Genomic DNA, 24,553 nt, shown 5'->3' on the forward strand with positions numbered 1-24,553 from the left:
AGTCACCCAATCCAACCAGCCCCACCATGCCATCAAATGACACAGCAAAACGCCGCCAACATATCCCTTCCAGTCTCTATTCAATTGTCAATGAACCGGTCCGCGGCGGCTGGTGTGCCGTGCGGTGAAGCGGGTTTTAAGGAGATCGCCCCCCATTGTCAACGCCTTATCCAACACCATGAAAAACGGCGGAAAACCGGCAAACCCGACCCGAAAACTCCCATTCCCGACACGCACGCCCGAAAAAAAATCAAAAAAAGAAGGGGAGGCTTCCGCCTCCCCTCCTTCACGTCCGGCATCGAACATTCAGGGATCAGTCCCCGTCAACAACATGCCCGTCAATCGTCAGGTGGTCATCCGACGCCGAAACCTTCACCGTCTCGCCATCATGAATGTCACCAGCCAGCAGCAGGCCCGCCAGCGGGTTCTGCAGGCTGCGCTGGATCACCCGCTTGAGCGGACGCGCGCCATAGACAGGATCGTACCCGGCATCCGCCAGCCACGTCTCGCCCGCCTTGTCGAGATCCAGCGTGATGCTGCGATCCGCCAGCAGCTTGCGCAGCCGTCCGATCTGGATTTCCACGATCTTGCCCATGTCCGCCTTCTGCAGGCGGGAGAACAGGATGATTTCATCCAGGCGGTTCAGGAATTCCGGCCGGAAGTGATCGCGGACCACCTTCATCACCTCTGGACGCACGCTTTCCACCGACTGCCCATCAGGCAGGTGCGCCAGCACGTCGGAGCCAAGGTTGCTGGTCAGCACGATCAAGGTGTTGCGGAAATCGACCGTCCGCCCCTGCCCGTCCGTCAGGCGACCATCGTCAAGCACCTGCAGCAGGATGTTGAAGACGTCTTCATGCGCCTTTTCAACCTCATCAAACAGGATGACCTGATACGGCCTGCGACGCACGGCCTCCGTCAGGACGCCGCCTTCCTCATACCCGACATAGCCGGGAGGGGCGCCAACCAGACGCGACACCGCATGTTTTTCCATGAACTCGCTCATGTCGATGCGCAGCAGCGCCTTCTCGTCATCGAACAGGAAGCGGGCCAGCGCCTTGCACAGCTCGGTCTTGCCCACGCCCGTCGGGCCGAGGAACAGGAACGAACCGATCGGGCGGTTGGGATCCTGCAACCCGGCGCGCGCGCGACGTACCGCGTCGGACACGGCCTTGAGCGCGGGTTCCTGACCGACCACGCTCTTGCGCAGTTCGTCTTCCATCCGCAGCAGCTTGGCGCGCTCACCTTCGAGCATGCGTTCCACCGGCACGCCGGTCCAGCGCGACACCACGGCGGCGATTCCCTGATCGGTCACGGTATCGCTGACCATGCCCTCGCCCTTGCTGGCCTGGTCCGCTTCTTCCTGTGCCTGCGCGATCTGGGCCTGCAGGGCGGGCAGGCGGCCATACATCAGTTCGGACGCACGCCCGAGGTCGCCACGACGCTGCGCGACCTCGACATCCGAGCGCACCTGGTCGAGTTCTTCCTGCAGCTTCTGCACCGCGTTGACGCGATCCTTTTCCGCATGCCACGCCGCGGTCAGGGAATCCGACTTTTCCTGCAGGTCCGACAGTTCAAGCTCCAGCTTGACCAGGCGTTCCTTGCTGGCGGCGTCGTCTTCCTTGCGGATGGCCTCACGCTCGATCTTGAGCTGGATCAGGCGACGGTCGAGTTCGTCGAGCTCCTCCGGCTTGCTGTCGATCTGCATGCGCAGGCGGCTTGCGGCCTCGTCCACCAGGTCGATCGCCTTGTCCGGCAGGAAGCGGTCGGTGATGTAGCGGTTCGACAATGTCGCCGCCGCGACCAGCGCGCCATCGGAAATACGGATGCCGTGATGCAGTTCGTATTTTTCCTTGATGCCACGCAGGATCGAGATCGTATCCGCCACCGTCGGCTCACCCACATAGACAGGCTGGAACCGACGGGCGAGGGCCGCGTCCTTTTCAATATACTTGCGGTATTCGTCCAGCGTCGTCGCGCCGATGCAATGCAGCACGCCGCGCGCCAGTTCCGGCTTGATGAGGTTGGAGGCGTCCATCGCCCCATCCGAACGCCCCGCGCCGACAAGGGTGTGCATTTCGTCGATGAACAGGATGACCTGCCCCTCGGCGGCTTCGATTTCCTTCAGGACAGCCTTGAGACGTTCTTCGAACTCGCCGCGATATTTCGCGCCGGCCACCAGCGCGCCCATGTCGAGCGACAGCAGCTTCTTGTTCTTCAGCGCCTCCGGCACGTCGCCATTGACGATACGCAGCGCCAGCCCTTCGACGATCGCGGTCTTGCCCACGCCGGGCTCACCGATCAGGACCGGGTTGTTCTTGCTGCGGCGCGCCAGCACCTGAATGGCGCGGCGGATTTCCTCATCACGGCCGATGACGGGATCAAGCTTGCCCTGCTGGGCGATCTCGGTCACGTCGCGGGCATATTTCTTCAACGCGTCGAAACTGGCTTCGGCGTTTTCACTGGTCACGGTGCGTCCCTTGCGGATGGTTGCAATGGCCTTGTCGAGGGCCTGCGGCGTGGCGCCATTGGCACGCAGCGCCTGACCGGCCGGCGTTTCGGACGCCGCGATGGCGGCAAGCAGGCGGTCCTGCGCCACATATTCGTCCCCGGCCTTCTGCGCCGCCTGTTCGGCGGCATCCAGCAGGCGCACGAGATCCGGCGTCGCATTGGGCTGTCCCGCGCCACCGCCCTGCACCTTCGGCAGCTTGGCAAGTGCCGCGTCAACGGCGGCGGCAATGGCGGGCGGCTGCCCTCCCGCCGCGCGGATCAGCGAGGACGCGGCCCCCTGGTCATCATCCAGCAGCGCCTTGAGCAGGTGCTCCGGCGTCAGCTGCTGGTTGTATTCGCGCATCGCGATCGTCTGCGCGGCCTGCAGGAACCCGCGCGAACGTTCCGTAAATTTCTCGATATTCATAAATTCCCCCGTCCCTTATTCTCAGGCGACAAAACAGGTCCGCTTCTGCCGTCCCAGATAGAGAGGCAACGGCACAGCGGCTGGTTTCAAAGGTGGGTAGGGACGCATGTTATTACAAGATGGCAATCCCATGTTTCCACACCCCTTTCCAGTCTCCAGCAGCATCGGACACATCCGTCGTCCCAGATGATCACCGGTTGGTGAAATGCTACTTAATCTGGATCAAGGCTGGCGTGACTTCTTCTCCGGGCGGCCATTCGCGCAACGCGTATCCTGATGGGGGATGAGGCATTCCGGGGGGATGGCGAATGTCGCCCCATCATGAACGCAGGAATGTATTGTGCGAACGCGGATCAGCAGACATCCCGGCCCTGAACCCGGTTACTGACAGGCGTTTCCTGTCTGCGGTGCGATATTACCTGTCAGCTTCCGGCATTCAGGAATCCCATCGCGAACCATCTGTTTTCCCCGTCGCCATCACATCTCCAGACGACAGGATCGCTCCCGAATACAGCGCAGAAACCACAAAAACCGTCAGGAAGTTTCTGGTGAAGCTTTTTTCAAAAAGCTTCGAAAGAACGCCGCCTTTTTAGAAAAAGGCGGCACCCGGAAACGTCTGTTATCTTATCGACGGCAAATGGAAAACCTGTCCTCAGGCCTTTCCGTCCTTCGCCCGTTCCGCGATGGTGGGGGCAAGCAGCAGCAGGTCGGCAGGCGACAGGCGATCGGACGCGGTGCTGGCCTGATGCCAGTACGGATACAGCACCGGCGGCGCGCTGGCCTTGTCCAGACGCGCCATTTCCTCGGCGCTCAGGCTCAGCTCCGCGGCCTTCAGGTTATCGGCCAGCTGCGCATCGTTGCGCGCGCCGATCAGGATGGAGGTAATCGCCGGGCGATGCGCCACCCATGCCAGCGCGACCTGTGCCGCCGAAACCCCGCGCTCGGCCGCGATGGCGACCAGGACCTCGACAACGTCATACAGCTTTTCGATGTCATAGACGGGGGGTTCGCCCCATTTCTCGATCTGGCGCGTTCCTGTCGGCTGCGGCTTGCCACGCCGGTATTTCCCCGACAGCAGGCCACCTGCCATCGGGCTCCAGACCTGCACGCCGATGCCCTGGTCCACCGCCAGCGGCAGCAGTTCGTATTCCGCCTCGCGCGCCTGGAGGGAGTAATAGATCTGCTGCGCCACCGGCGCGATCAGGCGGTTGCGTTCCGCCGTGCCCAGCGCCTTCATCAGGTGCCAGCCGGAAAAGTTGGAAACCCCCGCATACCGGATCTTGCCACTGCGCGTCAGGGTATCGAGCGCTTCCAGCGTTTCATCGAGCGGCGTCTGCCCGTCCCATTCATGCAGGTAATACAGGTCGATATGGTCACGGCCCAGCCGCTTCAGGCTGGCTTCGCACGCATTGATCAGGTGATAGCGCGAGGACCCGGCGTCATTCGCCCCCGGCCCCATGGTGAAACGCGCCTTTGAACTGACCAGCAGGTCGGGCGAACGCCCCTTCAGCGCCGCGCCAAGGATTTCCTCCGACACGCCGGAGGAATAGATATCGGCCGTGTCAAAGATGTTGATCCCGGCATCCACGCACATGTCGATCTGGCGCTTTGCCCCGGCAAGGTCGGTATTGCCCGTCTTGGCAAAGTCGCCCTTGCCGCCAAAGGTCATCGTCCCCAGCGTAAAGGCGGAAATACGCAGGCCGGAGCGCCCAAGCTGACGATATTGCATGATCTGTCTCTCCTGTGCGGATGATATGGAATGATAGGATGATTGGACGGGAACAACGCCCCAAAGGGGCGCGCCTTACCGGCCGTATGTGACGCTGAGTTCACCGACCCCTTCGCACACGGCATGCAGCACATTGCCACGCCGCACCGGGCCGACCCCCGCCGGGGTGCCGGTCATGATGAGGTCGCCCGGCGCAAGAGCCACGAAACGGCTGAGGACGGAAATGATTTCCCCCACCGACCAGATCATGTCCGACAGGTCGCCCACCTGCCGTTCCTCGCCATTGACGCTCAGGCTGATGCGCCCCTTTGCCGGGTGGCCGATTTCGGACACCGGGCGGATGGTCCCGATGGGACAGGACTGGTCAAACCCCTTGGCCAGCGCCCACGGACGCCCCGCCTTCTTGGCCGCGGCCTGCAGGTCGCGACGCGTCATGTCCAGCCCCACGGCATAGCCATAGACATAGGACAGCGCCTTTTCGACGGGAATGTTTTCCCCACCGCGCCCGATGCAGGCCACCAGTTCGACCTCGTGATGCAGGTCGGATGTCGCGACGGGAAAATCGAGCAGCCCCCCGCCAGGCACCACCGCATCGGATGGCTTGGCAAAGAAAAAGGGTTCGTTCCGTTCGGGATTGCCCCCCATTTCGCGCGCATGATCGGCATAGTTCTGGCCGACGCACCAGATGCGGCGCACGGGGAACAGTGCCTCCGTATCCTTGACGTTGACCGTCGGCTGGACAGGCGGGGGAATGACAAAATCCACCATTGGCACGATAACTCCGTCACAGTTGCAACCGGCCCATCACGGGGCGCAGACCTTGGGGAGGGGCATGGTTGCATTACGCACCCCCGCCTGTCACGCGCCCATGCGGGACGGGGACAATACAATAAATTCATCGCCCCGATTCGGGTTCCCCACTATGGCCACCACTGCCCATGGAGGGCCCATAATGAAAAACGCCGCCCGGACGGATCCGGGCGGCGTTCGCCGGGGCACATGCGTCCCCGATGGCCTGAGCGCGACAGGCGATCAGTTGCGGGTCTTGTCAACCAGCTTGTTCTTGCCGATCCACGGCATCATGCCGCGCAGCTTTTCACCCACCTTTTCGATCTGCATGGCGTTGTTGCGCGCGCGCGTCGCCTTGAAACCGATATTGCCGGACTGGTTTTCCAGGATGAAGTTGCGCACGAACGTGCCGTCCTGGATGTCGGTCAGGATCTTCTTCATCTCCGCCTTGGTGTCAGGCGTGATCACGCGCGGGCCGGAGACGTATTCGCCATATTCGGCCGTGTTGGAGATGGAGTAGTTCATGTTCGCGATGCCACCCTCATAGATCAGGTCGACAATCAGCTTCGTTTCATGCAGGCATTCGAAATACGCCATTTCCGGCGCGTATCCCGCCTCCACCAGCGTTTCGAAACCGGCGCGGATCAGTTCGACCAGCCCACCGCACAGCACGGCCTGTTCGCCGAACAGGTCGGTTTCGACCTCTTCCTTGAAGGTCGTCTCGATGATGCCCGCGCGCCCACCGCCATTGGCGGAGGCATAGGACAGGGCGATTTCCAGCGCGTTGCCCGACGCATCCTGCGCCACGGCCACCAGGCACGGCACGCCGCCGCCCTTCTGGTATTCGGAACGCACGGTGTGGCCCGGGCCCTTGGGGGCGATCAGGAACACGTCGAGGTCGGGACGCGCCTCGATGATGCGGAAATGAATCGCCAGCCCATGCGCGAATGCCAGCGCGGCACCCTGCTTCATGTTCTTTTCCAGCGATTCCTTGTACAGGGCGCCCTGCCCTTCGTCGGGCGTCAGCACCATGACGACATCGGCCCAGGCCGCCGCCTCGGCCGGGGCCATCACCTTGAACCCGGCGGCTTCCGCCTTGGCGCGGGCGCCTGATTCGGGACGCAGGCCGACCACGATGTCCGTGACGCCCGAATCCTTGAGGTTGTTGGCATGGGCATGGCCCTGGCTGCCATAGCCGATAATGGCGACCTTCTTGCTCTTGATCAGGTTCACGTCGGCATCGCGATCATAATACACGCGCATGGGGATACTCCTGTAAGTGTGTGGGCAGTTTGGAATGAAAGAAAAAACCGGGACCTGCGTTACAGCGTGTCCGGGCCCCGGCTGATCGCGACGACGCCGGTGCGCGATATTTCAGCCAGTCCCAGCGGACGCATGAGGTCAATAAACGAATTCAGCTTTTCCGGCGAACCGGTCAGCTCGAACACGAATGACGTGGCGGTCGTATCGACGACGCGCGCGCGGAACGCCTGTGCGATGCGCAGGGATTCGGCGCGCGCCTCGCCCGTTGCGACCACCTTGGCCAGCGCCAGTTCACGCGCGACATGCGGGCCGGTCGCGCTCAGGTTCACGACACGATAGACGGGGACCAGCCGTTCAAGCTGCGCCTGCACCTGCGCGATGGCGTGCGGCGTGCCCGTCGTCACCACGTTGATGCGCGAAAGGCGCCCCGCCTCGTCCACCGGGGCGACGGTCAGGCTTTCGATGTTGTAGCCACGCCCCGAAAACAGGCCGAGCACGCGGGCAAGCGCCCCGCTCTCATTCTCGACCAGTATGGAAATGACCGCGGAGGACGGAACCTCCTGCTGGGTGGTCATGATCTTGTTTCCTGCACTCTGATTGACGCCGGCTGCCGCCTGCAGGGCGGCCATGGCATGACAAGGCGGGACGGCGAAACCGCCCCGCGGATGATGGGTCAGACGAGCATCCGTCCCTCGGCGCTGACTTCCACCCCGTCATCCTGGCCGGGACCCAGCAGCATCTGGTTGTGCGCCGCCCCCGAGGGGATCATGGGATAGCAGTTTTCTTCCTGCGCGACGTGGATGTCCGCAACCACCGCGCCGGGATGGGCCAGCATTTCCGCGATGACCCCGTCAAGTTCCCCGACGCAGGTCGCCCGCAGGCCGCGGCCATGGAAACTTTCGGCAAGGCGCACGAAATCCGGCAGGGCCGCGCTATAGCTTTCGGAATAGCGCGAGTCATGCAGAAGCTGCTGCCACTGGCGCACCATGCCCATGTATTCATTGTTCAGGATGAACAGCTTCACCGGCAGGCGGTACTGCGCGATCGTGCCCAGTTCCTGAATGTTCATCAGGGTCGAGGCCTCGCCCGCGATGTCGATCACCAGCGCGTCGGGATGGGCGATCTGCGCGCCCACGGCCGCAGGCAGCCCGTACCCCATCGTGCCCAGACCGCCCGACGTCATCCAGTGATTGGGACGGTCGAACTGGAAATGCTGCGCCGCCCACATCTGGTGCTGCCCCACCTCGGTGGTGACATAGGTGTCGCGGCCCAGCTGGCGCGTCATTTCATACAGGCGGCTGATGGCGTACTGGGGACGGATGATGGCCGAGGGCGCCATGTCCTGGCGGAATCCGAAGCTGTCGCGTTCGCGCCACGTCCCGATCTGCGCCCACCATGGATCAAGGCTGTCGGCATGCGTGACGGGCGTGGGGGTGCGTTCCCATTCCTCGATCATCATTTCGATGACCCGCCCCGCATCCCCCACGATGCCAAGGTCGACGGGCACGATCTTGCCGATCTGCGCCGGGTCGATATCGGCATGGATCCTGAACGAACCGGGGGAAAACGCATCAAGGCGGCCCGTGACGCGGTCGTCGAAACGCGATCCCAGCGCGATCAGCACGTCGCAGTCATGGGTGGCCATGTTCGCTTCATACGATCCGTGCATCCCCAGCATGCCCAGGAACTGCCGGTCCGTGGTGGGAAAACCGCCCAGCCCCATCAGCGTGGAGGTGCAGGGAAATCCCGTCATGCGCACCAGCCGCCCCAGCGCCTGCGCCGCCTGCGGGCCGGAATTGATGACCCCGCCGCCGGTATAGAACAGCGGACGGTGCGCCTTCTTCATCACGGCGACGGCCTTTGCCACGGCGGCGCGGTCGGGTTCGAACCGGGGACGATAGGACGGATGCAGCGGCGCCGACGTTTCAGCATACGGCGCCGGCCCCACCATCAGGTTCTTGGGCAGGTCCACCAGAACGGGGCCGGGACGGCCGGTGCGCGCGATATGGAATGCCTCGCGCACCACGGGGGCGATGTCACCCGGCTGCCGCACGAGGTAATTGAACTTGGTCGCGGGACGCGTGATGCCGGTGATGTCCGCCTCCTGAAAGGCGTCGGTCCCGATCAGCGGCACGCCCACCTGCCCCGAAAAACACACGACCGGGACGGAATCCAGCAGCGCGTCCATCAGGCCGGTGACGGTATTGGTGCCGCCCGGCCCGCTGGTGACCAGCACCACCCCCACCTTGCCGGTGGAACGGGCATAGGCTTCGGCCGCGTGCACGGCCGCCTGTTCATGCCGGACCAGCACGTGGCGGATCGCATCCTGCCGGAACAGGGCGTCATAGATCGGCAGGACCGCGCCGCCGGGATAGCCGAATACGACCTCCACCCCGGCATCCTGAAGAACGCGCAGCAGTACTTCCGCCCCGGACATGACCGTGGGGTCAACGCCCATGACGCGGGCGTCGGGCCGGATGGCGGTGTGCTGCGGTGCTGCGTTCATATCCCTTACTCCTTTCGCCCCGGCACCGTCAGGAAGGACGGCGCCCCATCAGGCGAAATGTGGGCCGGGTTTAAGCAAAGCAGTCCCCGGCGTCAATGCAATTAATAACAAAAGAAATGATTTTCCGCTCTTCCCTTTCCATTTGTTGCGCATCTGGTGCGATTTTTTCGCCTTCGATTCTGCCTTCGTGAACCAGGGTGCGCGCGGCGGGCGCCAGCGCATGGTGGGCGAACCATGTGGACTGGCGCTTGGTATATTGCGCGGTGACCTGCACGGCGCGCGCGACCGCCTGTTCGCGCGACATCCCGCCACGCAGCATGGCCGCGATTTCCGGCACCCCATGGGCGCGCATGGCGGGCAAAGCGGGGGAAAGGTCGCGCGACAGCAGGGCACGCACCTCCTCCACCGCGCCGCTTTCCATCATGGCGTCGAAACGCGCCGCGATCGCGCGCCGCAGCACGTCGCGCGGGGGCGACAGGCGCACCGCGACGAACCGCGCGGCCAGCGGCGGCAGCACCGATTCCGCGCGCCACCATGACAGGCCCCGCCCCGTCGCGCGCCAGACCTCCCACGCGCGGGCGATGCGCTGCGTATCGCCCGGACGCAGGGCGGACGCGGTTTCGGGATCCACCTGCATCAGGCGGGCATGGATTGCCGGCCCCCCTTCGGCCAGCACGGCGGCGCGGGCCTGCGCCCGGATTTCGGGGGGCGGGTCGGGAATATCGGCCAGGCCTTCGGTCAGGGCGCGGAAATACATCCCCGTCCCCCCGCAGAAAACCGGGATGCGCCCGGCCTCCCACGCTTCGTGCGCGGCGGACAGGGCCGCCTTGCGCCACCATGCGACCGACCCGGCCCGTGCCGCCGGCACCACGCCATACAGCCGGTGCGGCAGCAGGGCTTCCTCCGCCGCGCCGGGACGGGCCGTAAGGATGCGCAGTTCGCGATAGACCTGCATCGAATCGGCATTGATGACCGTGCCGCCAATCGTGCGCGCCAGTGCCAGTGCCAGCGCGGACTTGCCCGAACAGGTGGGGCCTGCCACGATCACGGCGGGACGCATGGGTGCGCCGACGCCCTGTCGCGTCCCGGTGCCTTGCGTCATCGCGTCATCCCTGCCACATGCCCGGACACCATGCCTGAATCCTCCTCCCTGTCCCACGTCCTTGTCCTCGTCGCCAACCGCGCGGCCACGTCCCTTGCCCCCGCCGACATCGCTGCGGCGCGCGACATGGCCGGGGGCGGCCCCGCGACCATCCTGTCGGAAGGCGAGGCCGCCGAAATCCCCTGCCCCGCCCCCGGCACAGGCGACATGCCGCATATCGCCCCCCTGCGCGAGGAATTTTCCGGCCGCGACCTCGACATCCTGGTCGTCGCGGCACAGGAGCGTCGCAGGAAGCTGCTGGTCGCGGACATGGACAGCACCATCGTCAATTGCGAAACCCTTGACGATCTGGCCCGGCATGCGGGCATCGGCGAACGCATCGCCGAAATCACGCGCCGGTCGATGAATGGCGAAATGGATTTCGAGGCCGCGCTGCGCGAACGCGTCGGCCTGCTGCGCGGCATGCCCGCCACCCTGCTGGAGGCGGCGTGGAAGGACGTGCGGCTCAATCCCGGCGCGCAGGAACTGGTCCGCACCATGAAACGCCATGGCGCATGCACGGCGCTGGTTTCCGGCGGATTCACGTTCTTTACCTCCCGCGTGGCGAAACTGTGCGGATTCGATGAACAGCATGCCAATTCCCTGCTGATCGAGGACGGACGCCTGACGGGCGACGTGGGGCAGCCCATACTTGGCCCGGACGCCAAGCTTGCGCATCTGCGGCGGCTGGCGGCGCGTCAGGGGATCGGGATGGCGCAGGCCATGGCGGTGGGCGACGGCGCGAACGACCTCGCCATGCTGCGCGAGGCGGGGCTGGGCGTTGCCTTCCACGCCAAGCCCGCCGTGCGCAGGGCCGTCGCCTGTCAGGTCAACCATACCACGCTGCGCACGCTGCTGTTCGCCCAGGGGTACGCTGCGCGTGACTTCGTCCCCGCGATTACCTGAAAAATACCCTTAAAATCCTGAAATTTTTAAAGGTTTTTGGTGAAGCTTTTTGCAAAAAGCTTCAGGAAGAGGTCGCCTTTGTGAAAAAGGGCGACACCCAAAAACCTTCATTACTTTCCATCATCAGGCTGTGTCAGGACGCAGGCGCGACGGCAGGGGGCTGGCTGCGATTGTCCTGCGCTTCGATGAAGACGCGGGTGACTTCGGGGTAGGCCTGCTTGATCTGGCGTTCCAGGTCGGAGACCGTCGCCTCCACATCGCCCGCGGAAAGGTTGTTGTGGAAATCGATGCTGATGACCACCAGCACGTCACGCGGCCCGAAATGCATGGAACGGATTTCGTTCAGGCGATCCACGCCCCGCGCCGACAGCGCCATGCGGCGCAGGGCGGCCAGCACTTCCGGCGCGACGCCCTCGCCCGTCAGCAGCGACTGCGATTCCCGGGCAAGGAAAGTGGCCGTCACCGCAAGGATCATCGCAATGATGATGGAGGACACGCCGTCAATGACGGGCATGTCCAGCGTTTCCGACAGGATATTGCCCAGCAGGGCGACCATCAGGCCCGCCAGCGCCGCCGTGTCCTCGAACAGGACGGTAAAGACGGTCGGATCCTTGCTGCGCTGCACCGCCTCCACCCAGCCATGGCGGCCCTTGCCATGGCGGCGGAACGCGCGCAGCGCCAGCACCCAGACCGATCCCTCGAACAGGATGCTCAGACCCAGCACGATGTAATTGACAAGGACATGCTCCACCGGCTGCGGATGGAGGATGTGGGTCACCCCCTCGAAAAACGAGATGCCCGCCCCTAGCCCGAAAATCAGCAGCGCGACGACAAACGTCCAGAAATACAGCTCCAGCCCATAGCCAAAGGGATGGGCCAGCGTGGCCGGACGCGCCGCGCGCCGCATCCCCACCAGCAGCAGCCCCTGGTTGCCCGTGTCGATCAGGGAATGGATCGCCTCGCTCAGCATGGAAGAACTGCCGGAGATGAAGGCCGCGACGCACTTGGTCGCCGCGACAAGGAGATTACCCCCGAGCGCCGCCAGAATCACGAAGCGGGAGGAAGAAGAATGCGCCATGACGGTCCCATATGAAAAGCCGCCTCATCCTACCGCCTGCCTTCGCATTTTGACAGGGGACCCGCGCGACGGGGGCGGGTCGCGGACAATGGCCATGGGGAAATGGCCGGGGAAACAGACAGGACGGGGGCATGGCAGGGGGACAGCCGGGGTGCATATCGACATGGCGCGGCGTTCCATATTACCGTTGCGCCCTCCAACCGGCCGGGTCCATGTCCTTACCAATGCTTGACAACCTACATTTCGGCACCGTGGCCGTGATCGGCGACCTCATGCTGGACCGGTATGTTTCCGGGATGGTCAACAGGATATCGCCCGAGGCCCCGGTGCCGGTGCTGCTGCATTCGCAACTGTCGTGCGTCGCGGGCGGGGCGGCCAACGTGGCCGCCAACGCCAGCGCGCTGGGCGCGCGGGTGCGCCTGATCGGCCTGGTGGGAGAGGACGCGGCGGCGACCTCCCTGCTGGGGGCGCTGGCGCAATGGCCGGACATCGACACCGGCGGCGTCATCACCGATCCCGGCTGGACCACCATCACCAAGACCCGGGTGCTGAGCGGCCGCCAGCAGATCGTGCGCATCGATGAGGAGCGTGTAGTCCCCCTGTCCGCCGCGACGACGCGACGGCTGATCGACGCGGCGGTGGCGGCAATCGCGACATGCGACGTGCTGGTCTGTTCCGATTACGCCAAGGGGGTGCTGTCGGACGAGGTGCTGTCGGCCGTCATCGCGGCGGGCCGGGCCAGGGGCGTTCCCGTCATCGTCGATCCCAAGCGCCCGACCTTCGACGCCTATCGCGGGGCGACGCTGGTGACGCCCAACCTGATCGAAATGACGCGCGCGACCGGCCTTGCGGTCGATACCGATGCCGAAATCCGCCGCGCGGCGCAGGTGGCCTCCGCACAGTTTGGCGGCGACGTGCTGCTGACCCGTTCCGAAGAGGGCATGACCCTGTGGCGGCGCGACGGGACGATGACCCATGCCGCCACCCGCAAGGCGGAGGTCTTTGACGTATCAGGGGCGGGGGATACCGTCCTTGCCACCGTCGCCAGCGTCCTGTCGGCGGGACAGTCGATGGAAACCGCCATCGTCATCGCCACCACCGCCGCCGCGATTTCGGTCAGCAAGCTGGGAACGGCCACCGTCTCGCGCGCGGAACTCAGCCGCCAGCTGAGCGAGGAAATGCACGACGCGGGCGCGCTGGTGTCGCTGGAACAGGCCGCCGGCATCGTGGAAAACTGGAAGCATCACGGGGCGACGGTCGTTTTCACCAATGGCTGTTTCGACCTTGTCCATCCCGGCCATGTTGCCCTGATCCGCGCCGCCGCGCGGGAGGGGAACAAGCTGATCGTCGCGCTGAACACCGACCGTTCCGTCCGGCGGCTCAAGGGTGACAGCCGCCCGATCCAGGACGAAATCGCGCGCGCCACGGTCATCGGGGCATTGCGCGATGTCGATCTGGTGATCCTGTTTGACGAGGATACCCCCATGGAAGCCATCCGCCGGCTGCGTCCCGATGTCATCGTCAAGGGCAGCGACTATACCGAGGATCAGGTGGTCGGCGGGGCATTCGTCAAGGGATATGGGGGGCGCGTGGCGCTGGTGGACATCGTGGCGGGACGCTCGACCTCCTCCCTCGTCACCAGGGCGGCGGGCCATGGCGACAGGACGCCCGGCGACGCGGGCGGGGCATAGGCCGACGCGCGGCATCGGGCAAATGCGAACCTGCATCATCCTCAACCCCACGGCGGGACGCAGGCGGCGCGAGCCGCTGCGCCAGTTCATCGAAGCACTGCAGGCCGGCGGCGCGCAGGTGCGCGTGCTGGTGACGCGCCACGCCGGGCATGGCGGGGAACTGGCACGCCAGATCGTGCACGAGGGCGCGACCGACTGCATCATCGCGGCGGGGGGCGATGGCACGATTGCCGAAATCGCGCAGGCCGTGGCGGGCACGTCGCAGCGCATGGGCATCTTTCCCGCCGGCAGCGCGAATGTCCTTGCCCTTGAACTCGGCATTCCCTTCGCCCCGGCGGCGGCGGCGCGGCTGATCCTGTCGGGGGCCTGCGCCACCATCTGGCCCGGGGTGATCGAAAGCACGCGCGACGGCCGCCCCGCCCCGCCCCACCTGTTCGTGCAGATGGCGGGAATCGGGTTCGACGCCTGCGTGGTGCACCGCCTGCCGTTACGGCTGAAACGGCTGGTCGGGCGGGCGGGCTATGTCCTGACCATGCTGGGCGCGGCAATGACCTACCGCTTTCCCGTCATTGATGTCCGCATCGACGGAACCGCGTACCAGGCCCGCGCCATCGTGGTGTCCAAGGGACGGCTGTATGGCGGGGCGTATGTCATCTGTCCGCAGGGCATGCACCATCAGGCGGGATTCTGCGCGATCATGCAGGAAAAGGGCGGGATCATCCCCACCCTGCGCATGGGATGGGCGCTGCTGCGCGGCCGGATGGAACAGATGCCCGATGTCCGGATCGTCTGCGGACGCGACATCGACATCCACGCCGCCATCCCCATCCCGGTCCAGACGGATGGCGATATTTCGGGCACCACGCCGGTCCGCATCCGCGACGCCGGACGCCCCCTGCGCCTTGCCATCGACACGACGGCCCGTCCGTCCTGATGGACCACGTGGCCGGGTTCAGAGAACTGTCTGGAAATAACAGAAGTTTTCGGGTGTCGCCTTTTTTCAAAAAGGTGACGTCCTTCGAAGCTTTTTGCAAAAAGCTTCACCAAAAACTTCTTTCTGGTTATGGGCTTTTCCAGAATGCGCAGACTGCCGGTTCGCCCGGCCCGCGCCTGAAGCAATTCCACTGGACTCTGCCGCAGTAGAATTACTCCAACTCATTGTTTATCGCGCATATTCACCAGTTCGAATGTGTCCATTCGAACTGGATCGGCCCTAAACCGTGAACTGCTCGGCGATGATGCGTTCGGACAGGCTCTGCCCCGGATCAAACAGCAAGGTCGTATAACGGGTGCGGTCCTCGCGGATTTCCACAGAAATGACGTCGCGGACCTCGGTAAAATCCGCCACGGCCGCGACGGGACGCTTGTCGGTTTCCAGTATGGTGAACCTGACCTGCGCGGTGGAAGGCAGCAGCGCCCCGCGCCAGCGCCGGGGACGAAAGGCGCTGATGGGCGTAAGCGGCAGCAGGTTCGCCGACAGCGGCACAATCGGCCCATGCGCCGACAGGTTATAGGCGGTGGAGCCGGCGGGCGTGGCGATCAGCACCCCGTCGCAGATCAGTTCCGCCAGACGCTGCCGCCCGTCAACATCGATGCGGATCTTGGCCGCCTGCCGCGTCTGGCGGAACAGGAACACGTCGTTCAGGGCCAGCGCCTCCGTCACCTCGCCATCCACGCTGGTGGCGCGCATGCGCAGGGGGTGGAGGATCGCTTCCTGCGTGCTGGCCAGATGCGCGGGCAGGTCATCGGGCACCGTCGGGTTCATCAGGAAGCCCACCGTGCCACAGTTGACGCCATAGACCGGAATGTCGCGGTCCAGCGTCGTATGCAGCACCTCCAGCATGAAACCGTCCCCGCCCAGGCAGATCATGGCGTCCGCCTCCGCCGCGGGGGTCTGGCCATAACGCCCGGTCAGGCGTTCCAGCCATGCCTGCGCGCTGTCATTGGGGGCGGCGACAAAGCACAGGCGCGTGGGCAGGTTGCCGTCCTGCCACCGGGTAACCGGATTTTCATTCATGCAATATGACGTCACGACGGCACACGACATGCATTCGCGCGCGTCGCCGTCACGGTGTCATCCCCCAACGCGGCGGGACGCCTCGGAATGACTGTCGTGCGCATCAGGAACTCCGTAAAACCGCATCTCGGTGCGGGACATCGCGGGTGGCGGCGCCGGGCCACCCGCCGGGCCGCCGATACTAGGATGCGCGGCCCCCGTTCCGCAACCGTCCGCGCGTGCCCCGCCCTCAGCCCAGCACCGCCGCCAGATGCGTCAGGAACCGGTCATTGTCATGCGGCAGGCCGATGCTGACCCTGATCCAGTTTTCAAATCCCTTTTCCTTCCACGGCTTGACGATCACGCCATGTTCCAGCAGGTCATGCGCCACCGACATCGCATCCCGCGCCGTGCGGAAAAAGACGAAATTGGTATGGGTGGGCGCGACAAACAGGCCCATCGCCCGCAACGCGGCGGCGACACGGTCGCGCTGCGCCACGGTGCGGGCGACGCTGTTGCGCATGTGCGACTGGTCCGCCAGCGCGACGGCGGCCATTTCCTGCGCGGGCATGGTGGTGTTGAACGTGTCGCGCACCGTCTCCAGCACGGACGCCACCTCCGCCGAGGAGGTCAGGGCGTACCCGATCCGCAGCGCCGCCAGGCCATAGGCCTTTGAAAAGGTCCGCAGGCAGATCCATGGCCGTCCCTGTTCGCGCAGGATGGCACAGGCGTCGGGATAATCGGCATCGGTTTCGGCATATTCCCGATACGCCTCGTCCACGACGACCAGCGCGTCCGGCGGGCAGGCGTCGATGACCGCGCGCAGGGCGTCTTCCTTCATCATGCACCCGACCGGGTTTGACGGGTTGGAGAAGATCAGGATCTTCGTGGGACGCGACAGGGCGCGGCACAGACCGTCGATATCGAACTGTCCCCCCGCCGTGACGGGCACGGCATCGACCACGCCCCCCATCAGCAGCGGATGGATTTCATGCAGGCCAAAGGCCGGACGGACCGTCACCACGCGTTCGCCGGGCGACAGGCAGGCTTCGGCAATCATGCGGATGATCTGTTCCGACCCGTTGCCGATGACCACCCTGTCCATCGCGACGCCGTTGAACCGCGCGATCCCCTCGCGCAGGCGCGTTGCATTGGCGTCGGGGTAAAGGAAAAGGCGACCGGCCAGCAGGGGCCATTCCCGCAGCACCCGTGGCGAGGGGCCGTACGGGTTTTCATTGCTGCCCAGCTTGCTGATCTCTTCCACGCCGAACTGCCGCCGCACGGCCTCTTCGGACAGGCCGGCGTTATAACGCGGCAGCGTCCTGACTTCGGGGCGGCAGAAGGCCGGATGGGCCTTGGCCTGATGTGCGATCGTCTCCGCCATTTTTCATCCTGTTCCTGCGATGTCCGCGTAGCACCCCGACCGGGCCGAAAGCAGCCATGTGGCGCTGTCCCGATCCATGCCCCGCCTTTTTACATGCCCGCCTTTTATCAGGGAATTCGCGCCCGCGCGAACATTGCCCCCGCGCGCATACGCCCCCTCTGGCGCGTGCCGCGTCAGGCGGCCTGTCCCTCTTCTTCCGTCGTCCGCGCCCTGTCGCCGCGCGACAGCACCACATACAGCACGGTGGTCACGACAAGGCTGACGAGCCACGAAATATCGACCCCGTGCAGCGCCGGGACGAGAAAGCCGGTATAGAGGTCGTTCCTGAGGAACGGCAGTTCCACCACCACCCCGACGAGATAGGACAGGACGGCGGCCACGTTGAAATAGCCGTAACGCCCCCCGTCGGCGCGAAAGAACGACGCAACGTCATAATCGCCATGCCGCAGCAGGTAGTAATCCGTCAGGTTGATGGCCGTCCACGGCACGATGACCGCCATGAGGATGTCAAGGAAGGCTGCATAGGATTTCATGAAATCGCTGCTCATGCCAAAGGCCATGATAAGCGCCAGCGCCACGAGGCACAGCGTGACCACCACGCGGCTCATCATCTCGGGGCGCCAGTCGGGCAGGAACGTCTGCACCACCGTGATGGTCGACAGCGCCCCGCAATACACCCCCATGGCATTGCCCAGCGTGATCGCCAGCGACAGCACCACCAGCACGATGGGCGCGGCCCCGCCACACAGCTGCGCCAGCGCCTCCACCGTTGTCAGGTTCGCCCACTGGCACGCCAGCACGATCCCCAGCATCATCGGCAGGATGGTGCCCAGCACCGTGCCGGTATAGGTCGCGATGAAGGTATTGCGGACCGAAACGGCGCTGTTGGGAAGATAGCGCGAGGAATCCGAAACATACGGCGCATAGGCCACCTGCCACAGGGCGGAAACGGAAAACGCACCCATGATCCCGGCGACGGAGCCGTGCGTGTCCATCAGCATGGCGCCCGAAAACCGCCACAGCCCCAGACCGATGCACCCCAGCACCACCGCCCCGGCAAGCCAGCTTACGATCTTGGAAATCACATGGATCGCCCTGTATCCCATGCAGCAGGGCACAAGGCTGACGATCGCGATGGTCAGCGTGCTGACCGTGCCATTGAGGCCCGGAAGCGCCTGCACCAGGGCCTGTCCCCCCACGACATAGTTGGACGCGGCAAAACCGACATACATCACGATCACCAGAAGGACGATGGGCACCGCGCCGTAAGAGCCGAACTGCCCCCTGCTCTGCACCATCTGGGGCACGCCCAGCATCGGCCCCTGCGCCGCGTGCAGGGCCATGAACACCGCCCCGGCCATATTGCCCGCGACCGCCGCCAGCATCGACCACCCGAATGAAAGCCCGAAGACCGTCGGCCCCAGCGCCCCCGTCACGACCGTCAGCAGCGTCATGTTGGTGCTGAACCAGACGGTGAAAAGGTCACTTACACGGCCATAACGCTGGTCTTCGGGTATCTGATAGATCGTATGCGTCTCAAACGTCGTGGCCATGGCCGCTTTTTCCCTTCATTTTCTTTACGGAACAATACACTGGTGTTTCAGTAATTGCTTCAACGGCTTTCTCCTGCTTCCCTGCCTGTTATGAAGACATCGCGCCCGAAAGCAATACGGCATGGGCCGTGGCGTAAGCGGGCTTTCCACCATGTCGTTACGATTCCGGCGAAACGGGGGCCAGCGACGCGCGAAAAGTACGGTTTTGTGAAAATCACGGATTTTCTTCACGAATGCGGGGCCATGGGATCCCCAGGGGGGAACGCAGCCCACGTAACCCCACCACGCAGCACCCGGCAAGGCGCGACCGCCACGCGCCCATGACCCGTTATGAAATCGGGACCCGGACGGGCACGGCCTGCCCTGCCGCGGCCCGAAGGACGTGACTGACGGGATATGAGCATGCCGCGTCATTTTCCAGACGCAACGTCCGCTATCGCCGCGCAATACACGCGGCAAGCCGCCATCGCGACGCCATGACGGATGCGGTGATTACAAAATCAAGCTTTTAAAAAAACCAAACATATGCCCGATGAAACATAGGCCAGCCCGGACAGGAACAGGGGCATGCATGTCATCGCAGTGAGGGGACATGCCCTGCGACCCGTCAGCACGCATGCGCAGGTCACGGAGTCATCTTTGGGCCAGTCGTGCCAGTCGTGCCAGTCGTGCCAGTCGTGCCAGTCGTGCCAGTCGTGCCAGTCGTGCCAGTCGTGCCAGTCGTGCCAGTCGTGCCAGTGGGCGGCACCAGCTGGGTATTGTCAAACTTCTGGTGCATTTCCTCGCGGATCTGGTTGCATTTCTTTGTAAAGACACTGGCCTGCGAGGCCGTCATGAAATTGATGATGAACGCCCCGATCAGCGAGCAGAAGGACAGCGAAATCACCGCCTTGCCCGTTACGCTGATGACCGCGTCATAATATTCCGCCGAATACCACAGCAGCACCAGGCTGAGCACCGCGCCCAGAAAGCCGAGGATGCCGGTATAATGGATCAGGGAATCCTCCTCATTGCTGAAGGACGAGGATTCCTGCCACAGCAGGTACAGCTTGCCGTTCATTTCATCGACCTGGCAGTCATGTTCCAGCTGCGCCGCGCTGGTGACCTTGCCCGGGGCGGAACGGTGCATGGCCAGTTCCTGCTGGGCCTTGGCGAAAACGCGCCGACGCTCCTTTATGGCGGGCAGGCTGATATCGACAAAGCTGAGAATCGCCACATTCAGCCCCGCCGACAGCTGCACGACGGCCTGAAAATCACCCCATGTCTGACTCACGCGGCATCCCTTTCCACTCTCGCCCGCCTGTTATCGGGGCTATCGCAGGAAAAGACAAAGCAGGAGACTGCAAGACTGTTAGGCAGAATTGCATATATCCTTCACGCGTCCATGTAATCCGGACAGGGAACTTCATGGCGGCCCGTATCGGGCGCGACAACCGCCGCCATCAACATACGCGAAATGCCCCATCCGCAGATCAGCGTCCGGGCTTCGCCCCCTTCCTGCCGATACGCCCTATGCGCCACCCGGCCTGTCTGCATGGGAACGGACCGCCCGGGTAATGGCCGCAAGGGTCGTTGAGATGTCTTCGTCCGTGTGGATCGCGGAAAGATACATCAGCCCGCGCGGAAGGGTGAAAACCCCCTCGCGCAGCAGTTCTTCGGTCAGCAGCAGCGTGGCGTCCCGGTCGATCCCGGCCAGGTCGCCAATCCCGTCAACCCGCCGCACCCCGGCAAAGACCTGCAGGGCCGAACCCACGCTCCGGGCATGAATGGCCACCGCGTTGCGGGCGGCCTCGTGCTCGATATGGGCACGGATGCGTTGCGCGAAACGCTCCATGCGGGGGTATATCCGCGCCGCATGTTCCTGAAGATGGGAAACACAGGCCACCCCCGCCGCCATCGACAGCGGGTTGCCGTTAAAGGTGCCCCGGTGCAGCATCCGGCCCGACGACACCACGTCCATCACGCCATCGGTCCCCGCGACCGCCCCAATCGGCAGCCCCGCGCCCAGCGCCTTGCCCAGCACGCACATGTCCGGCACCACGTTGTAACAGGCCTGCGCACCGCCCGGCGACATGCGGAACCCGGTGATGACTTCATCAAAAACCAGGACAATCCCGTGCCGCCGCGTGACATCGCGCAATGTTTCGAGGAACCCCGCCGGCGGCGCGAAGCACCCCGCGTTGATCGCTGCGGGTTCGACGATCACGGCCGCGAAGCTGTCGTCCAGCACCTGCCGGGCCGCGTCACTTTCCCCCCAGTCCAGCAGCGTCACCATTTCGGAGGCACGCGGGTCCTGCCCCAGCGTCGCGGGCCCGTCCTGTCCGGGGGAACAGCCGACATGCAGGTCATCCACCCAGCCGTGATAGTTGCAGCGGAATTTGGCGACCCGGCACCTGCCGGTGGTGGCGCGCGCGATGCGAATGGCAAGCTGCACCGCCTCCGTGCCGGTATTGACGAAGGCGACCCTGTCCGCGCAGGGCACGTTCACGGCAATCAGGTCCGCCAGCGCGGCCTCGTCGCTGTTGACGGATGCGGTGCGCAATCCCCGGTCCAGCGCGTCACGCAGCGCATGCATGACCGGTTCGGGCGAATGCCCCAGTATCAGCGGGCCATATCCAAGGGCATAATCCAGATAACGGTTGCCATCGACATCCGTCAGCGTCACCCCCGCCGCGCTGTCGATGACGACCGGCACGGGCCGCTGCGACGCACGCGGGGTGGAGGACACGCCATTTGACAGGTGACGCAGCGCATCTGTGCGATATTCGCGGGATTTCGTGAAAACCTTTCGCGTATCGGCGCAACCCTGCATGTCCCGTAATCCTGCCCTGGATGTTTCCTGAATAAGTCCCCAAAGGTAACCCATTGATAAAAATAATAAAAGTTTTTGGTGAAGCTTTTTCCAAAAAGCTTTGAAAGACGTCGCCTTTTTAAAAAAAGGCAACACCCAGAAACTTTTGTTACTTTTACCAGCAGGCTGTTTTTCAGGCCGCCTTCTGGAAAAGATGGCCTTCCTTGCGACATGCGCAACGTTTCGCGGGAAACGTCTGCAACGCCCATCAGAATTCCGCGCGGACGGTCCCGAAATACTGCCGGGGCGCGCCAATCAGCATCGTCTGGTAATCGCCGCTGATCGGGTTGCCCTGTTCCCCCACCGTCCCGATATAATCCGCATTCAGAAGGTTATATACATTAAGTTCCAGACTGATATGTTGCAATATTCCATATCCCGGGAACTGGTACCGCGCGCCCAGGTTCATGACCCAGTTATGGGGCGCCCACGCATCATTCATGTAACTGATGTAACGTCGGCTCATATACTGCGCATCGACATTCACGCTGGCCGGGCCATAGCGGTACATCAGCGATGTCTTGTAGGTCAGTTCGGGATAATTCGGGATCAGCTTGCCCGCGATGTGATGGACCCCGGTGGAGTCCGTGAAGTTGTTGTCAAAGGTGGAACGGTTGAAACTGATGCTGTTGTACCATGACAGTCCCTTGAAAAGCCTGCTGTCGGGGAAAGGATGCAGCGTCAGGCTCCCTTCCGCGCCATCGGTCGTCACGCCGCCCACATTGTTCAGGACCCCCACCAGCTGGATGATGGGGCCTGAACTTACGACCTGCTGGCGGTTTTCGAAATTCACCCGATAGGCCGTCACAAGCGCCGACAGCCACCTGTCGTCATGACGGTATCCCATCTCGAACACCCATGCCTTTTCCGGCTTCAGGCGCATGGCCTGATGAAACTGCGCGGGATCGCCCACCGACCATGCCGACGCCGACGCGCCGCCCGACAGGCCGAACTGGCTGAAGGCGCGCATGGTTTCGGCCATGTCGAAAAAGACCTCGTCATCATGGGTGAAACGGTAATTGGCGCTGACCTGCGGCAGGAAAGGGTCAAACGCCGTCATCGTGCCCGATGGCAGGCTGCCGTACCCGGTATAGGACGGATCGTTGGCGGTAATGCCGTCATGCGTCGTGACCAGCATCGACTTGAACCCGGCGTTGATCCGGAAATTGCGCGTGATCTGGTAGGTATCTTCGAAAAATGTCTGGAACGTATTCGTGTTGAACACATAGCCATAGGCATGGTCGAACGCGTTTTTCGGGTTCAGCCATGTCGTCGGGCTGGGCGGGATACCCTGTCCCAGGATCGGATCCTGATACAGGTAAAGCCCGTTATTGAACTGGTTGTTTTCATACCATATGCCCGCGCGCAGGTGATTGCGCGCGATACGGTATCCCGCGGCGACAAGGAACCCGATGCGCGAGACGTCAAGCGTATAGCCCTGAAGCTGCAGCGGCGCCCCGTTCGGCGACGAACCATAGGGCGAGGTAAAGGTACTCAGCCCCGCGCTGTTGCTGTAATAGAACGAGGCATTGACATCCAGCCTGTCCGTAATGTCCGACTTGAACGTCAGGTATCCGAAATAGTCTTTCCTGAGGCCGGAGGATTCATAATAGCTGACGTCCATCGGATCGTCCGTCAGGTTTTCGCCATGCGTGTATATGCCCAGCGCCGCGTCATAGGCGGCGGCATAGTTGGGGTAATAATTGTCCACCCGCGTGCCGAGCGTATGGATGTAATTGAGCGACAGGTCCTGATTGTCCACTTCCTGATGGCTGCTCCAGTCGAAATACCCGGTCAGGGAGCTCCGTTCGCCCAACGGCTGGTAAAACTTGAAATTGACCTGCTGCGTCGCGTTGGTGCCGTATCCTTTCCACTTGTCGATCGTGGAATCCGTGAACGAGGCCGAAAATTTCGTCCCGCTGCTGTTGAGGCGGCCGCTATCGACACGCGCGAAGGTACGGAATCCCGAATTGCTGCCGAATGTCTGTTCCACCAGTCCCCCCGCCCTGTCGGAGGGCATCAGCGTATGGAGGCTGACCGCGCCGCCAAGCGCACTGGTGGAGGCGACATCCACCGCGGCCGCCCCCTGCGAGATGCTGGTGTCATGCAGGTTTTCCGTAATGACGGCGCGCGTCGTGCTCAGCCCGTTATAGATATTGTATCCCTGTTCCCCCAGCGGGATGCCATCGAGCGTGAAGCCCAGCTGGTTTTCGCTGAACCCGCGGGAATAGATCCGCGCCGACCATTCATAGGCCCCGAATGGATCGGCGGAGGTAAAGACCACCCCCGGCAGCTGTCCCAGCACCTTCAGCGCGCTGGTCCCGGGGGCCGAATTGTCCAGCATGGTACGCGACGCCGACTGCATCTGCCGCAACGAACCGCGCCCGTTGCCCACCACCGTGATCGTCTCGGGACGGGGGGCGGGGGAACCGGCCGGGCGCCGGGGGGCGGCCGCATCGGGGGTGTTGGCGCGCGCGGGAATGGAGGTGCCTGTTCCTTTGCCCTTGGCCGGGGCCGCGCATGACACGAAGGGGATCGCACATGTTGCCAGCGTGACCGCCACGGATGTCGAAAAGGCAAGGCGGATGCGGAAACCGGAAAGACAGCCATGCAGCATCATGCGCGGACCGTTCGTCATCAGGCGGGCTTCCTCTTTGCGAACATGTTTGTCGGAAACTGGTCCAGATTTTACTGCTGTTATGCGCTTCATCCGGCATCGTCAAGAAAATAGGAACGAAACCGAAACATA

General features: G+C 63.6%; 19 protein-coding genes. 4 read left to right on the top strand and 15 right to left on the bottom strand.

Annotated elements, in window-relative coordinates:
- Positions 1 to 87 precede the first annotated feature (87 nt).
- Together CFR71_RS16180 and clpB are read right to left on the bottom strand one after the other, a co-directional pair.
- Positions 88 to 306, bottom strand: a complete 219-nt coding sequence (locus tag CFR71_RS16180; RefSeq protein WP_133251126.1) for a hypothetical protein — start codon at positions 304 to 306, stop codon at positions 88 to 90.
- Positions 307 to 313: 7 nt separating this feature from the next.
- A complete protein-coding gene (gene clpB, locus CFR71_RS09595) occupies positions 314 to 2,917 on the bottom strand; it encodes an ATP-dependent chaperone ClpB (RefSeq protein ID WP_110530542.1) in 2,604 nt (867 codons plus the stop codon).
- Positions 2,918 to 3,225: 308 nt separating this feature from the next.
- On the opposite strand from clpB, the gene CFR71_RS16185 reads away from it, so the two are divergent.
- Positions 3,226 to 3,510 carry a hypothetical protein gene (locus CFR71_RS16185; protein WP_133251127.1) on the top strand — a complete coding sequence of 95 codons (285 nt, stop codon included), beginning with the start codon at positions 3,226 to 3,228 and terminating at the stop codon, positions 3,508 to 3,510.
- Between the two features lie 59 nt (positions 3,511 to 3,569).
- Here CFR71_RS16185 and CFR71_RS09600 read toward each other — a convergent pair whose 3' ends face one another.
- The 6 genes from CFR71_RS09600 to miaA form a co-directional block, all read right to left on the bottom strand.
- Positions 3,570 to 4,646: an aldo/keto reductase gene (locus CFR71_RS09600; RefSeq protein ID WP_110530544.1), complete on the bottom strand. Its 1,077-nt coding sequence runs from the start codon at positions 4,644 to 4,646 to the stop codon at positions 3,570 to 3,572.
- A 75-nt stretch (positions 4,647 to 4,721) separates the two neighbouring features.
- Complete coding sequence (locus CFR71_RS09605; RefSeq protein ID WP_110530546.1) at positions 4,722 to 5,414, bottom strand: fumarylacetoacetate hydrolase family protein; 693 nt, start codon at positions 5,412 to 5,414, stop codon at positions 4,722 to 4,724.
- 264 nt (positions 5,415 to 5,678) lie between these two features.
- On the bottom strand, positions 5,679 to 6,698 hold the full coding sequence (gene ilvC / locus CFR71_RS09610; RefSeq protein WP_110530548.1) for a ketol-acid reductoisomerase: 1,020 nt from the start codon (positions 6,696 to 6,698) through the stop codon (positions 5,679 to 5,681).
- A 59-nt stretch (positions 6,699 to 6,757) separates the two neighbouring features.
- A complete protein-coding gene (ilvN, locus tag CFR71_RS09615; protein WP_110530656.1) occupies positions 6,758 to 7,273 on the bottom strand; it encodes an acetolactate synthase small subunit in 516 nt (171 codons plus the stop codon).
- Positions 7,274 to 7,371: 98 nt separating this feature from the next.
- Positions 7,372 to 9,204 carry a biosynthetic-type acetolactate synthase large subunit gene (ilvB, locus tag CFR71_RS09620; RefSeq protein ID WP_110530550.1) on the bottom strand — a complete coding sequence of 611 codons (1,833 nt, stop codon included), beginning with the start codon at positions 9,202 to 9,204 and terminating at the stop codon, positions 7,372 to 7,374.
- Positions 9,205 to 9,274: 70 nt separating this feature from the next.
- Positions 9,275 to 10,306: a tRNA (adenosine(37)-N6)-dimethylallyltransferase MiaA gene (gene miaA, locus CFR71_RS09625; protein WP_239020347.1), complete on the bottom strand. Its 1,032-nt coding sequence runs from the start codon at positions 10,304 to 10,306 to the stop codon at positions 9,275 to 9,277.
- A gap of 30 nt (positions 10,307 to 10,336) precedes the next feature.
- Here miaA and serB point away from each other — a divergent pair, with 30 nt between their 5' ends.
- Complete coding sequence (gene serB, locus CFR71_RS09630) at positions 10,337 to 11,251, top strand: phosphoserine phosphatase SerB (protein ID WP_110530552.1); 915 nt, start codon at positions 10,337 to 10,339, stop codon at positions 11,249 to 11,251.
- Positions 11,252 to 11,384: 133 nt separating this feature from the next.
- On the opposite strand, the gene CFR71_RS09635 is transcribed toward serB, so the two are convergent.
- Complete coding sequence (locus CFR71_RS09635) at positions 11,385 to 12,329, bottom strand: cation diffusion facilitator family transporter (protein ID WP_110530557.1); 945 nt, start codon at positions 12,327 to 12,329, stop codon at positions 11,385 to 11,387.
- Between the two features lie 224 nt (positions 12,330 to 12,553).
- Here CFR71_RS09635 and rfaE2 point away from each other — a divergent pair, with 224 nt between their 5' ends.
- Both rfaE2 and CFR71_RS09645 read left to right on the top strand, forming a co-directional pair.
- A complete protein-coding gene (gene rfaE2, locus CFR71_RS09640; RefSeq protein WP_110530559.1) occupies positions 12,554 to 14,020 on the top strand; it encodes a D-glycero-beta-D-manno-heptose 1-phosphate adenylyltransferase in 1,467 nt (488 codons plus the stop codon).
- 22 nt (positions 14,021 to 14,042) lie between these two features.
- The gene (locus CFR71_RS09645) at positions 14,043 to 14,954 is read left to right on the top strand and encodes a diacylglycerol/lipid kinase family protein (protein WP_165832083.1); all 912 of its coding nucleotides are present in this window, start codon (positions 14,043 to 14,045) and stop codon (positions 14,952 to 14,954) included.
- Positions 14,955 to 15,233: 279 nt separating this feature from the next.
- On the opposite strand, the gene CFR71_RS09650 is transcribed toward CFR71_RS09645, so the two are convergent.
- The 6 genes from CFR71_RS09650 to CFR71_RS09680 form a co-directional block, all read right to left on the bottom strand.
- A complete protein-coding gene (locus CFR71_RS09650) occupies positions 15,234 to 16,037 on the bottom strand; it encodes an NAD kinase (protein ID WP_110530563.1) in 804 nt (267 codons plus the stop codon).
- A 229-nt stretch (positions 16,038 to 16,266) separates the two neighbouring features.
- On the bottom strand, positions 16,267 to 17,400 hold the full coding sequence (gene hisC, locus CFR71_RS09655) for a histidinol-phosphate transaminase (protein ID WP_110530565.1): 1,134 nt from the start codon (positions 17,398 to 17,400) through the stop codon (positions 16,267 to 16,269).
- 173 nt (positions 17,401 to 17,573) lie between these two features.
- The gene (locus tag CFR71_RS09660; RefSeq protein ID WP_110530567.1) at positions 17,574 to 18,953 is read right to left on the bottom strand and encodes a purine-cytosine permease family protein; all 1,380 of its coding nucleotides are present in this window, start codon (positions 18,951 to 18,953) and stop codon (positions 17,574 to 17,576) included.
- Positions 18,954 to 19,578: 625 nt separating this feature from the next.
- Positions 19,579 to 20,226, bottom strand: a complete 648-nt coding sequence (locus CFR71_RS09665; protein ID WP_165832084.1) for a hypothetical protein — start codon at positions 20,224 to 20,226, stop codon at positions 19,579 to 19,581.
- Between the two features lie 237 nt (positions 20,227 to 20,463).
- Positions 20,464 to 21,765: an aspartate aminotransferase family protein gene (locus CFR71_RS09670; protein WP_165832085.1), complete on the bottom strand. Its 1,302-nt coding sequence runs from the start codon at positions 21,763 to 21,765 to the stop codon at positions 20,464 to 20,466.
- 247 nt (positions 21,766 to 22,012) lie between these two features.
- A complete protein-coding gene (locus CFR71_RS09680; RefSeq protein ID WP_110530571.1) occupies positions 22,013 to 24,442 on the bottom strand; it encodes a TonB-dependent receptor in 2,430 nt (809 codons plus the stop codon).
- Between the last annotated feature and the right edge of the window lie 111 nt (positions 24,443 to 24,553).

Source organism: Novacetimonas pomaceti (genome assembly GCF_003207955.1).
GTDB classification, from domain to species: Bacteria; Pseudomonadota; Alphaproteobacteria; order Acetobacterales; family Acetobacteraceae; genus Novacetimonas; species Novacetimonas pomaceti.